Consider the following 12,768-nt stretch of genomic DNA (forward strand, 5'->3'; position numbering starts at 1 on the left):
TGATTTTTTGTTCACTGTTTGCCCCATTGGTATTGTTCAGAAATGGGCAGGGGGGATTGCTAGGAATGACTTTATAGGGTATAGGTATGGGAGTCCAGGAATCGATTTTGAAAGTCGCGGTAGCTCGACTCGTGCCTGCAAACAAGAGAGGTTCCGTCTATGGGGTTAACACAGGCTAGGACTGATCGTGATTTCTGGGCAGTTGGGCGATGATATTTTTTTACGATCGCTCAATTACTTGGCTGGTTATATTTTCAGTTGCGCTCCAACTCGCTGCTTTTCCAGTCTTGTTGCTGCTAACAAAGCGATCGCCTGTCACAGAAAACTCACTGAATACTCAGCAGTCATACCATTTTTGATTTTCGATGGATAATGACAGACTGTATCATGGTTTGGGCTGGCCTGCAGTTGCTTATTTTACGAAACTGGTATCAATTAGCCGTTATCAGTTGTCAGTTTCCCAGAGTTTTTAACTACTGACTACGGACTACTGACTAATAACTACTGACTACTAACTAAATTTAAACAAAACATAGGAGATTTAATTGTGGTAGTTAAAACAGCAACAGAGGGTCTCATCACCTTAGAAGGAGTTAGCAAAGCTTATCAGCAGCCCAATGGTCAAAAAATCTCTATTTTAGAGTCAATTAATTTAGATATCCGACCGGGAGAAATAGTAGCTTTGCTCGGTCCATCCGGTTCAGGAAAATCAACATTAATGCGGATGATTGCCGGACTTATTCCGCCCACAGAAGGTCAAGTTCTATACCACAATCGTCCTTTAGTCGGCTTAAATCCGGGAGTGGCAATTGTATTTCAAAACTTTGCCCTTTATCCCTGGCTGACGGTACTAGAAAATGTAGAATTAGGCTTAAAAGCTAAAGGAGAATTGCCCGAACCGCGCTTGCAAAAAGCCTTGCGAATGATTGATATTATTGGTTTAGACGGATTTGAAAATGCTTATCCGAAAGAACTTTCCGGCGGAATGCGGCAGCGGGTGGGATTTGCTAGAGCTTTGGCGGTAGAACCCGAATTGCTTTGCATGGATGAACCGTTTTCAGCTTTAGACGTGCTGACGGCAGAAAACTTGCGGTTTGAGTTATTAGATTTGTGGCTGGAAAAAAAGATTCCGACTCAAGCTGTGTTAATCGTAACTCACGGGATTGAGGAAGCGGTAATTTTAGCTGATCGCGTTGTAGTCTTGGGCCGCAACCCAGGGCGAATTCGCGCCGAATTGACGGTGACTTTGCCGCATTACCGCGATCGTAAAACTCCGGAATTCCAAGCTCTGGTAGACCAAGTTTACAAAATTCTCACCAATCCCGAATTGAGCTGCGACACAGTGACTGCACTGGCTGAAAGTGTAGCTACTGTCTCTCAACCTCAACCCCCTCAAAGCGCTAAATACCAATCTCTGCCGCAGGTGCGAACCGGGGCGATCGCGGGTCTGTTGGAGCTCTTGGAAGACCGCAAGGAAAAAGACCTCTACCGCCTCGGTCAAGAATTAATGTTAGAGGTTGACGACATTTTGCCGATCGTGGAAGCAGCAAAATTAATGGAATTTCTGGTAATCCAAGAAGGCGACCTCCTTTTAACACCAGTTGGCATTCAGTTTATTGCAGGCGGAATTGACCAGCGCAAAGAAATTGTTCGCACCCAAATTCTCAGCAATATTCGCCTCGTACAGCAAATTTCTAGAATGCTTCAGTCCAAGCGCAATCAGCGCATTTCTGAAGAGTTGATTTTGGATATTCTCGAAGCCCACTTTAGCCCCCAAGAAGCAATGCGGCAATTGAAAACTGCTATTGATTGGGGACGTTATGCAGAGTTGTACAGCTACGACGAACCAGGGGGCGAAATTTTCTTAGAATCGGAAGATAAAGCTGAGTAGTTATTTGACTGTTGTCTGTTGACTATTGACTGTTAAGTGTTGTCTGTTTTCATTAGTTACCAATGCCCGATACCCGATGCCCGATGCCCGATGCCGGATGGCCCACTCCCAATAATTAATTATTATGACAAGACCTCTAACACCAGCAAATAAAACTTTAGAAAGGTCAGCTTGGACTTGGCAAGACGGTTTGCTGATTCTAGCAATCTTCTCTTTGATTTGGGTAATTGTCCAAACAGCTTCTCAATTCACCAGTGACTACAACCCAAATTTTAAAATTGAGACCACGCTAAATGTCTTGCCAGCATATACAGCCCAGAGTCTTTTACGTATGGTAGCCGCCTATTTTTTATCGCTGCTGTTTACCCTAGTTTATGCTTATTCTGCTTACCGTTTTCCCCTGGCTGCCAAAATTTTAATTCCCTTGTTAGACATTTTGCAGTCGATCCCTGTTTTATCTTTTTTGCCCGGAGTTGTTTTAGCGCTAGTCACTTTATTTCCCGGTCAAATAATTGGCGTAGAACTTGCATCGATTATCTTAATATTTACTGGGATGACTTGGAATATGACCTTTAGTTTCTATCAGTCGCTTTCCGGCATTCCGAAAGAACTTAAGGAAGCTGCTCAAATTTATCGGCTCAATGCTTGGCAGCAATTCTGGACATTAGAATTGCCCGCTGGTGCGATCGGACTCGTGTGGAATAGCGTCATGTCAGTGGCGGGCGGCTGGTTCTTTTTGATTGCGATCGAATCTTTTACCTTGGGGGACAAAAACTTTAATTTGCCCGGACTCGGTTCCTATTTGGGTAAGGCCGCCAATGAAGGCAACTTTGGGGCGATAGGCTGGGGTTTAGCAGTCTTAATTGGGGTGATTGTAGCCATAGACTTTTTCATCTGGCAGCCTTTGATTGCTTGGGTAGAAAAGTTTAAATACCAAGCGGGGGAAGCTACCAATGTACCGCAGTCAAATGTGTTAGATTTTTTCAGGCGATCGGCGACGCTGCGCCTTTTGAAGTCGCATATTTCGCCGATCGGCGATAGTTTTGATCGTGGTTTGGCAAGAGCTTTTGCACCTGTTAATTTACCAGCAAATCCTCGCCAACGAAACCCCATCGGAAATTGGATAAATTGGATATTTTTCAGCGGGTTTGCCGTCATTGTGCTTTGGGGAACTTGGGAAGCGGTGCTGCTGCTGCGGTTGCTGAATTTGTCTGACTGGCAAAAAGTTATGACAGGTGCATTTTTCACAGCTTTGCGCGTCATTTGCGCGCTATTTTTATCGCTGTTGTGGACAGTGCCTGTCGGAGTGGCGATCGGTCGAAATCCCCGTTTAGCTCAGATTTTGCAACCCTTGGTACAAATAGCCGCTTCTGTACCGGCAACTGCTTTATTCCCAGTGTTGCTACTAGCTTTAATTCACGCTGGAGGAGGCTTGCAAATTGGTTCAGTAGCGCTGATGATGTTGGGTACAATGTGGTATTTGCTATTTAATGTTATTGCCGGGGCTCAATCGATACCTTCCGAGTTGTTTGAAGCCGCGCAAGTTTACAAACTTTCCCTGGTTCAGCGATGGAAAACTTTAATCCTACCCGGAATTTTTCCTTATTTAATTACAGGAATTATTACGGCGGTTGGCGGAGCTTGGAATGCCAGTATTGTCAGTGAATACGTACAGTTTAAAGGTGAAATAATTACCACAAGCGGTTTGGGGGAAACGATTTCTCAGGCGACTGCATCGGGAAATTTTCCCTTGCTTTTGGCTGCTACTTCTGTGATGTCGCTGTTGGTTGTAGTGACTAACCGTTTAGTGTGGCGACCACTTTACCGTCTGGCCGAAGAAAAATATCAATTGTTGGTTTAAGTAAATCAATATAAAAAACATCATACCAAAAAACCCGGTTTCGAGAATAGATATTCGTTTGGGTGGTGAAGCCTCCACGAAGAAACTGGGTTCCTAACCCCGCCCGTATAACTCGTATAACTGCAACCAGTGGCGTCAATAGGCTCTAAACTGGATTCAGGAAGGCGCGCAGCACAGGTTTAGGAGGGTCATCAGTGACAACAGAAAAAAATTATCAATCGTCTTCTCTACCCACCTACGCGCGAAAGGAACTGCGGGAATTAGTTCGATCGCAGTTAAGGGCCCTGTTGGAAGAAGGAGACTTTAAAGGAGCAAAAGCGATTTTGCACCCGGTGCAGGAAGCAGACATAGCTGAAGCTATCGAAGGCCTGCCAGAAACCATGCAAGTAATAGCTTTCCGCTTGCTTTCCAAAGACGAAGCAATCGCAGTTTACGAATATCTCGACTCCAGCGTTCAGCAGTCCCTATGCGAAAAATTCAAACGCCAAGAAGTCATTGACATTGTAGACAAAATGTCCCCGGACGATCGAGCTAAACTCTTTGACGAACTGCCGGCAATATTAGTCCGTCGCCTGTTGGGTGAATTGAGCCCGACGGAACGGGAAGCAACGGCCCAACTTTTGGGTTACGAAGCCAGTACCGCCGGCAGGATCATGACCCCGGAATATATTTCTCTGAAAGAAAGCTTTACCGTCGCCCAAGCTTTAGACCGAATTCGCTCTTTGGCTAAAACTACCGAAACAATTTATTCTCTTTACGTCACCGACGCCGGACGCAGCTTGACCGGCATTTTATCCCTGCGGGATTTAGTCACTTCGCCCCTCGACAAAACAGTCGGCGAAATTATGACCCGCGACGTAGTTTCTGTTCAAACAGGAACGGATCAAGAAGAAGTAGCTAGGCTGATCCAGCGTTACGATTTTTTAGCTGTGCCCGTTGTAGACCGGGAACAGCGGCTGGTCGGGATCATTACAGTTGACGACGCGATCGACATTTTAGAACAAGAAGCAGCCAAAGATATTTATACCTTGGGCGGCGTCCAGTCCGGCGGCGACAATTATTTTCAGACCGATTTAATCACTGTTGCTCGGAAAAGAGTCGTGTGGCTGTTTGTTCTGCTTTTAACTAATACTGTCACCGGCGCAATTATTAGAGCTCAAGAAGATATTTTGAACCAAGTAGTCGCCTTAGCAGCTTTTATTCCCCTGCTGACTGGCACTGGAGGCAATGTCGGAGCTCAGTCCTCAACAGTTGTAATTCGCGGTTTGAACACTGATGAAATTACAGCAATGGGGCCGTTTCAAGTAATTGTTCGCGAGGGGATGGCGGGAGCGCTGCTAGGAGCTATATTGGGGACTGTAGCGACGGGCTGGGCTTATACTTTGCAAGGGAGTTTACCAGTGGCACTCGCGGTGGGAGTGAGTTTGTTTGCGATCGCAATTTTAGCTTCTCTTGCCGGTTCAGCTCTGCCGTTTCTATTCCGTTCTTTGGGTTTAGACCCGGCTTTAATGTCTGCTCCTTTTATTACCACCGCAGTGGATGTCCTCGGGGTCTTGATTTATTTCACTTTAGCTCGACAAATTTTGCAGCTTTAATATATTTAATTACATGGCTGTGAATAAAAAACTTAATCTGTTTTTCACCACTGTTAAATTCGGGGTTTACGTGCGATTACATACCGGATATCTGCCATCGCGCGTACTTTATTTTTATCCGCATACTTGTACGAGTTGAAAAAAATAATGCAACTATAAGCCCGTGCTCTAAACTCCGAGCTTCATCAGTCATTCCCAATCTAAAATCTAAAATCTAAAATCTAAAATCTAAAATCTAAAATGGTATTAGCCTATGTCATCATCCAATTCACCAACGAAAATCCAAAATCCCACGTCCAGCAATTTGTTAGAAACTGCTGAAGTGGTTTTTATTGCTGCCTCTGCTGTGGGATTGGCTGCTAGCTTGGTTTGGGAACAGAGCGTTTATACTCAAGTGCCTGTAGTGATTGCGTTGGTGTTGAATTTTGTGAATCGGCAGAAGCTGCACAGGCAAGTTAAAGCAAGTACGGCGGCCACGTTCGATCGCGTAAATCAACAAGCAGCTACTACCGATCGCGCGATCGAGCAATTGCAACTTGCTGTAAATGCTTTAGACGAAGCTGTTGCTCAAACATCTCGCGAAAATCTCAATGTTGGGCCTGGAGAAAACGTACACTCTCTAATTTCAGCCATTGAGAACCTGCGCCAGCGACTAATAATTTTAGAAAAAACTATTAAAATGATTCAAAGCGAGATCGAACTCACCAGCCGCCAATTCAAACAGCGACCGGAGTTGCAACAAGTCGAAACTTTGACAACAATAATTCTCGACTTGCAGCAGTTTATCAACGAACTGCCGCAGTGGGGCAATTTGCAGCAGCGGCAGCTAACAGAACTTCAGCAAAAAGTAGACAATGCTCTGGCTGAACTCTCAGAAGAAATTGCTGTGATTCCCAACCGCGTGCAAGAGGCGCTAGCTAGTCGCAGTGGGGAAATCAACCCACAGTTAGGTTCGGGTTTGAATGCAGATCAAAAGAATGGTTATCGACCTAAAACCCAGAATGAGAAAATTCGCCAGAAATATCCCAGAGCTTATGTCAAGTGGAGTCAGGATGAAGACGAAAATTTGAAGAAAGAATATGCTAGCGGTCAACAAATTGGCGAATTAGCTCAGAGATTTCAGCGACAGCCTAGTGCCATTCGTTTGCGCTTACAAAAATTAGGATTAATCGAATAAGGGTAATTGGTAATTGGTAACCACACAAAACAGACAAGCGTCAACAGTCAACTGACAACTAACAAATAATATCAAATCTGTTAGTATCGCAATTATTCCTATCTCTCTGATATTCATCTGCGTGAATCAGCGTCAATCCTTTGTCATCTGCGGTTAATAAATTCTCTTTTTTTAACCGCAGATGAGGGCAGATAAACACAGATTAACGCAGATGAATTGATATAACAAAGCGATCGCCCTTTTTTTTCAAAAGAGCGATCGCTTTGTTTCTGTATTCAGTACCGGCTGCCAACAGCGGGCCACTAACATTACATCTCAAGGCTTTTAAGCCTAGGTCTACCTCATTTTAGAAATCTTGGGGTAACAAAGAACTTAAACGCTCCAACAAAGGATCGGATTCCCGACGAGGAGCAACCTCAGCGTCAGACACTACATTATCATCCGCCACAGACTCAGACTCAATGGGGTCAGGCTCTACTACTTTTGAAACTGGGGCAAAAGAAACTTGAGCAAACTTACTGTTAACACTCCCCTGCAATTGATCCAACTGCGCGCTGAGTTGAGTCAGGTGATGTTCCAGTCCCTCCAAACGGCTTAATTCCTCTGCCGAAACATTGTGCTCAAACTCAGCAAATTTGACCACAAGTTCAGCAATACGCTGTTCCAACCGCTGAAAGCTCTGTGTAGAGCTCGTAGACTCAGATACAGATAAAAACTGCCACAAAGCCTGCTTGCAGAGATTGCTGAAAGTCTGATACTTCGTGAAAGCCAACTCTTTTTCAATAGCGGCCAGCAAAGTTTGATCCGCGGCATCTTCCGTAAACGCCACCGAGAAATTCGCCTTATTTTTTGCCCACAGTGCCATAGGGTTCAAGCCTTAATGCGTTACTTTATCGTGGCTAGCTGAGCCTCAGCATAAATAAACTGTCCCAAAGCATTAGCTTTCCGAGAAGGCTGAGCCAAGTGAGCCTTAAGATTGGCGTCTTTAAGCAAAGGTTGCAAAACCTCCCAGAAAAACTCGCCGCCACCGCCAGTCAGAACCACATCCGTCACACGTTCGGGCAGCCACTGCACCAAACGTTCGGACAGTTCGTTAGCGAAAGCCTCCCGCAAATCCTTAATAATCGGATCTAAATTAGTCGGCTTAGTCGCTCCTCTGGGACGGTAGAAACGCTGGCCTTCGGGTTTATTCACCGCTTCCAGTAAAGACAGAGATTGAGGGTCTGCCCCCGGAATCTTTGAGGCAACTTGTTCGTAGAACTTGTTCATTGCGAAGGAATCGCTCTTGGAAGCCGCCCGGGCGAACCGGAAACGATCGACCATTAACAAATCGGTAGTTTGGTGTCCGATATCCACAACAGCCACCGACAGTTCCGGCAACTCCGGCGTAAACTCCTTGTTATCTTGAGCCTCGCACCAAATCAGGCTGCCGAACCCTTCCGGCATTACCCAAACGTGACTGATGTTAATATCCACACGCTCGCCCCGGTAGACCACAACGTGGGGAGAGCGCAGTTGGCTGATAATCTCTTCCTTTTCCTTCTCAAACTGATCCTGCGAATAAAACGGCAAACCCAGCACAACTGCTATTTCGCCTTTCATCTGGAAATATCCAGCACAGGAAAAGACCTTAACCAAAGCATCTACTACTTTCGACTGGTCAGCGCCACCGAGATTAGCGCCAAAATCTGCCGCCAATTGACCTATAGCGTAACCCCTGCCCTGGTACTCCAGCCACATATCCAACAGAGGGTCTGTTGCTTTGGACTCAAAGCTGCCGCCCCGCACCTTTTCCACGGGCATAGTAGCCACGTTGGCAGGGATGAAAACAACGCTACTAGGGTTGCGACTCACGCAAGCTTTAGTTGCCGTCCGACCCAAATCTGCACTAATAATCGATTTGTTAGAAGCGACTTTAGTCTGCTGGGTCAGCATAGCCGAATTAGGAACAAGCTGTCTAGTTGTCATTGAAATGTATTACCTCACTGAGCCTCACCATTATCATGCCTTATCCCTTGACACTGCCACGCTTAAAGACAGTGGGTGAAAGCGGCGATTCTTCTAACTCTACCTAGATCGGTATCGAAATCAGCACCAAACATTATATTCGGGACGATCGCCCTTACCGTAACTAACCTAACTTTTTCTGGAGCCATCGTCCTCAAAGCTCTGTTGCCTGAGAGTGCATTGTTAAGTTAAATTTAGTTAAGATTCTGAGTGTAAACTTTTGTCGCACTTCTCCGACACCGCGATCTTACCCGATCTGTCCCCAATTCAAGGCATCCGCATTTATGAAAATTTCTTGGCGAACTATACTACTTTGGACTTTACCCGCCTTAGTCATCGGCTTTTTCTTGTGGCAGGGGGCCTTTGCCCCATCCCCCGCTGAAATGAGCAAGAACACTGCCAGCACCCGCCTGAGCTACGGTCGATTCTTAGATTACTTAAACGCCGGTCGAGTGACCAGCGTTGACCTTTACGACGGAGGTCGGACGGCGATTGTCCTAGCAGTCGATCCCGAACTGGACAATCACGAGCAGCGGTGGCGGGTAGACTTGCCCTCAAATGCCCCGGAACTGGTTTCTAGGCTCAGAGACTCCAAAATCAGCTTTGACACTCACCCACTACGCAACGACGGCGCTGTCTGGGGACTTTTAGGCAATCTAGTCTTTCCCCTCTTGTTGGTAGGAGGCCTGTTTTTCCTCTTCCGCCGCGGTGGCAACGTTCCCGGCGGCCCTGGCCAAGCCATGAACTTTGGCAAATCCAAAGCTCGCTTTCAAATGGAAGCTAAAACAGGCGTACTGTTCGATGACGTAGCAGGCGTTGAGGAAGCAAAAGAAGAACTTCAAGAAGTGGTGACATTCCTCAAAAAACCCGAACGCTTCACCGCAGTCGGGGCGAAGATTCCCAAAGGCGTGCTGTTAGTTGGCCCTCCCGGAACCGGTAAAACCTTGCTGGCCAAAGCCATCGCAGGCGAAGCCGGCGTGCCTTTCTTCAGCATCTCCGGTTCAGAATTTGTGGAAATGTTCGTCGGTGTCGGCGCTTCCCGCGTCCGCGACTTGTTCAAGAAAGCTAAAGAAAATGCTCCTTGCATCATCTTCATCGATGAAATCGATGCAGTGGGCCGCCAGCGTGGCGCCGGTATCGGTGGCGGTAACGACGAACGGGAACAAACCCTGAACCAGTTGCTGACCGAAATGGACGGTTTTGAGGGCAATACTGGCATTATCATCATTGCTGCCACGAACCGCCCCGACGTGCTCGACTCGGCGCTGCTGCGTCCGGGACGTTTTGACCGCCAAGTTAGCGTAGATACGCCGGATATTAAAGGCCGCTTGGAAATTTTGGAAGTTCACGCGCGCAACAAAAAGCTGTCTCCAGAGATTTCTTTGGACGCCATCGCCCGCCGCACTCCTGGTTTTACCGGCGCTGATTTGGCTAACTTGCTCAACGAAGCGGCTATTTTAACCGCCCGCCGCCGCAAAGAAGCGATTACGATGCTCGAAGTTGACGATGCAGTCGATCGCGTGGTAGCAGGTATGGAAGGCACTCCTTTGGTGGACAGCAAGAGCAAGCGCTTGATTGCTTACCACGAAATCGGCCACGCGATCGTCGGTACAATCATTCAAGCCCACGATCCTGTTCAAAAAGTTACCTTAGTTCCTCGCGGACAGGCCCGCGGCTTGACTTGGTTCATGCCCAGCGAAGACCAAGGTTTGATTTCTCGATCGCAAATTTTAGCCCGAATTAGCGGTGCTTTGGGTGGCCGCGCAGCCGAAGAAGTAGTTTTCGGTGATGCCGAAGTAACCACCGGTGCCGGCAACGACTTGCAGCAAGTCAGCGGTATGGCGCGGCAAATGGTGACTCGCTATGGGATGTCTACCTTGGGCCCGATCGCCCTAGAAGCACAGCAAAGCGAAATTTTCCTCGGCCGCGACTACACAGCGCGATCGGAATATTCCGAAGAAATAGCCTCTCGGATTGACGGACAAGTTCGATCGATTGTCGATCATTGCTACGACGACGCCCGCCGAATTATTCGCGAAAATCGCACTGTGATCGATCGCTTAGTCGATTTGTTAATTGAAAAAGAAACCATCGACGGCGAAGAGTTGCGCCTAATCGTCTCTGAATACACTTTTGTTCCTGAAAAAGAACAATACGTTCCTCAGCTTTAAGACTTGTTTAAAAAATAGGGACACGGCCTTGCTGTGTCTTTAAAAAGTAGGGACGCAGCACTATTGCCACGTCCCTACTTTTTTATTAAACTGTCAATAATATTAAACCGCCCCTAAATGCCAATTAACGCAGATGAATACTACATTTGCCATAAATACTAAGAATTTGTCATTTTTTTTAATAGCAACTTTGATTTTTGTTTCCCTCAATACTTTGAGCGCCCGCGCTGAAAAATTAAGATGTTTTGTAGATATTTGCCTCGACCCCAGCAGCGTTGAATTAAGTAAATCCGATATTCCCGGTGCTCATTCTTATCCAGTCAGAACTATTTTAGGAACTCAACAGTTTAGTAACGAGAAATTGTTGGCGCAAATGGAAGTTAACTGCCAGCAGCGACAGTTTAGAACTGTCAGAGTTAGCCAAGATGGCGAAAATTGGTCGAATTTCGATCCGAGATGGACTTTAGTCGATCGCAACTCATCTTTGTCTGGTCTGGTTGACTATACTTGTCAATTGGCGATCGCAGAACAAGAGAATAAATAAGTAGATCAAGAAAAAAAACCGATCACCTATATCTTCAACCCTGGGCTTGCGGGTGCAAGTTTGACAAGCACCGCTTGAAACCGCCGAGTGTTAATATTAAATTTAATCTAAAATCTAAAATCTAAAATCTAAAATCGAATGACAAACCCCACCGAGTATCGGCAAAGACGCGAACAATTAATGGCAAAAATTGGCAGCGGGACGGCGATATTTCGCAGCGCGCCCGCAGCCGTCATGCACAACGATGTAGAATACGCATACCGACAAGATAGCGATTTTTTCTACTTAACTGGTTTCAACGAAGCTGCGGCGGTAGCAGTGCTCGCGCCGCACCACGAAGAACACAAATTTGTGTTGTTTGTGCAGCCAAAAGACTTGGAAAAAGAAACTTGGCATGGTTATCGCGCCGGAGTAGAAGGGGCTAAGGAATTGTACGGCGCGGATGAAGCTTTCCCCATCGCCGAACTTGCCGAAAAATTGCCGAAATATTTAGAAAAAGCCGATCGCATATACTATCACTTCGGACGCGATCGTAGTTTCGACCAAATAGTCCTCAATCACTGGCAGCGCTTGATGGCAACCTACCCGAAACGCGGCACGGGCCCGACAGCAATCGAAGATTCCAACATCATTTTACACCCGATGCGGCTGGTGAAAAGCGAAACTGAATTAGCATTAATGCGAAAAGCCGCTAATATCTCAGTTGCAGCGCACAACCGCGCCCAAGAATTCGCCAAACCGGGCAGATACGAATATGAAATTCAAGCTGAAATAGAACATACTTTTGGCTTAAATGGCTGCACTCCCGCTTACCCTTCAATTGTTGCATCAGGTTACAATTCCTGCGTCCTCCACTACATCGAAAACAACAGGCAAATGCAGGAAAACGATTTGCTGCTAATAGATGCCGGTTGTGCTTGCGGCTACTACAATGCTGATATTACTCGCACCTTTCCTGTTAGCGGCAAATTTACAGCCGAACAACAGATAATTTATGACTTAGTTTTGCAAGCACAATTGCAGGCAATTAGTCAAGTATATCCGGGAAATCCTTACAGCAAAATTCATGAAACAGCGGTGCGCGTTTTGGTGGAAGGTTTAATGGATCTAAAACTTTTGGTGGGGGACATTGAAGAGATAATTAAAGAAGAGAAATACAAGCCATTTTATATGCACCGCACTGGTCATTGGCTGGGATTGGATGTGCACGATGTCGGCGTTTATCAGTACGGCGAAAATCCGCAAGTTTTGCAGGCCGGACAAGTGCTGACGGTGGAACCGGGGATTTATATTTCTCCTTATATTAAATCGGTTGAAGGACAGCCGGAGGTTCCTGAAAAATGGCGTGGTATTGGCGTGAGAATTGAAGATGATGTTTTGGTGACAGTGGAAAGTCATGAAGTCTTGACGGCGGGAGTTCCTAAATAAATGCAAAGTAGAAGGCTTTGGGCAGAAGTCAAGAAAGATTGATTAATTAAGTTAGCAGTGAAGGCTTGAGCTTTGTTAGTATTGGCTTGAAAAA

The 12,768-nt window shown here is 46.4% G+C and carries 9 protein-coding genes; 7 read left to right on the forward strand and 2 right to left on the reverse strand.

Going from position 1 to position 12,768, the window contains the following annotated elements:
- Positions 1 to 547: 547 nt before the first annotated feature.
- The 4 genes from QUA10_RS05320 to QUA10_RS05335 all read left to right on the forward strand — a co-directional run bounded on the left by QUA10_RS05320 (position 548) and on the right by QUA10_RS05335 (position 6,524).
- Positions 548 to 1,891, forward strand: a complete 1,344-nt coding sequence (locus QUA10_RS05320) for a nitrate/sulfonate/bicarbonate ABC transporter ATP-binding protein (RefSeq protein ID WP_333082520.1) — start codon at positions 548 to 550, stop codon at positions 1,889 to 1,891.
- Between the two features lie 124 nt (positions 1,892 to 2,015).
- Positions 2,016 to 3,752 (forward strand): ABC transporter permease subunit, encoded by a 1,737-nt coding sequence (locus QUA10_RS05325; RefSeq protein WP_333082519.1) that lies wholly within the window; start codon positions 2,016 to 2,018, stop codon positions 3,750 to 3,752.
- Between the two features lie 194 nt (positions 3,753 to 3,946).
- Entirely contained in the window at positions 3,947 to 5,347 is a 1,401-nt protein-coding gene (gene mgtE / locus QUA10_RS05330) for a magnesium transporter (protein WP_333082518.1), read from the forward strand.
- Positions 5,348 to 5,600: 253 nt separating this feature from the next.
- Positions 5,601 to 6,524: a hypothetical protein gene (locus tag QUA10_RS05335; protein WP_333082517.1), complete on the forward strand. Its 924-nt coding sequence runs from the start codon at positions 5,601 to 5,603 to the stop codon at positions 6,522 to 6,524.
- A gap of 346 nt (positions 6,525 to 6,870) precedes the next feature.
- Here QUA10_RS05335 and QUA10_RS05340 read toward each other — a convergent pair whose 3' ends face one another.
- Both QUA10_RS05340 and QUA10_RS05345 read right to left on the reverse strand, forming a co-directional pair.
- Positions 6,871 to 7,389 (reverse strand): hypothetical protein, encoded by a 519-nt coding sequence (locus QUA10_RS05340; RefSeq protein ID WP_333068371.1) that lies wholly within the window; start codon positions 7,387 to 7,389, stop codon positions 6,871 to 6,873.
- Between the two features lie 20 nt (positions 7,390 to 7,409).
- Positions 7,410 to 8,492 carry a ParM/StbA family protein gene (locus QUA10_RS05345; protein WP_333082516.1) on the reverse strand — a complete coding sequence of 361 codons (1,083 nt, stop codon included), beginning with the start codon at positions 8,490 to 8,492 and terminating at the stop codon, positions 7,410 to 7,412.
- Between the two features lie 323 nt (positions 8,493 to 8,815).
- Here QUA10_RS05345 and ftsH2 point away from each other — a divergent pair, with 323 nt between their 5' ends.
- The 3 genes from ftsH2 (at position 8,816) to QUA10_RS05360 (ending at position 12,674) form a co-directional block, all read left to right on the forward strand.
- Positions 8,816 to 10,702, forward strand: coding sequence for an ATP-dependent zinc metalloprotease FtsH2 (gene ftsH2 / locus QUA10_RS05350; protein ID WP_333082514.1), 1,887 nt, complete (start codon positions 8,816 to 8,818; stop codon positions 10,700 to 10,702).
- A gap of 133 nt (positions 10,703 to 10,835) precedes the next feature.
- Positions 10,836 to 11,246 (forward strand): hypothetical protein, encoded by a 411-nt coding sequence (locus tag QUA10_RS05355; protein WP_333082513.1) that lies wholly within the window; start codon positions 10,836 to 10,838, stop codon positions 11,244 to 11,246.
- Between the two features lie 138 nt (positions 11,247 to 11,384).
- Positions 11,385 to 12,674, forward strand: a complete 1,290-nt coding sequence (locus QUA10_RS05360; protein WP_333082512.1) for an aminopeptidase P N-terminal domain-containing protein — start codon at positions 11,385 to 11,387, stop codon at positions 12,672 to 12,674.
- Positions 12,675 to 12,768 lie beyond the last annotated feature (94 nt).

Source organism: Microcoleus sp. Pol8_D6 (assembly GCF_036700965.1).
Taxonomy (GTDB): Bacteria; Cyanobacteriota; Cyanobacteriia; order Cyanobacteriales; family Microcoleaceae; genus Microcoleus.

Excerpts from the sequence above, each read along its gene's own strand:
- QUA10_RS05355 (WP_333082513.1), top strand. The coding sequence starts at position 10,836 with ATGAATACTACATTTGCCATAAATACTAAGAATTTGTCATTTTTTTTA.
- QUA10_RS05340 (WP_333068371.1), bottom strand. The coding sequence starts at position 7,389 with ATGGCACTGTGGGCAAAAAATAAGGCGAATTTCTCGGTGGCGTTTACG.
- ftsH2 (WP_333082514.1), top strand. The coding sequence starts at position 8,816 with ATGAAAATTTCTTGGCGAACTATACTACTTTGGACTTTACCCGCCTTA.
- QUA10_RS05360 (WP_333082512.1), top strand. The coding sequence starts at position 11,385 with ATGACAAACCCCACCGAGTATCGGCAAAGACGCGAACAATTAATGGCA.
- QUA10_RS05345 (WP_333082516.1), bottom strand. The coding sequence starts at position 8,492 with ATGACAACTAGACAGCTTGTTCCTAATTCGGCTATGCTGACCCAGCAG.
- QUA10_RS05335 (WP_333082517.1), top strand. The coding sequence starts at position 5,601 with ATGTCATCATCCAATTCACCAACGAAAATCCAAAATCCCACGTCCAGC.
- QUA10_RS05325 (WP_333082519.1), top strand. The coding sequence starts at position 2,016 with ATGACAAGACCTCTAACACCAGCAAATAAAACTTTAGAAAGGTCAGCT.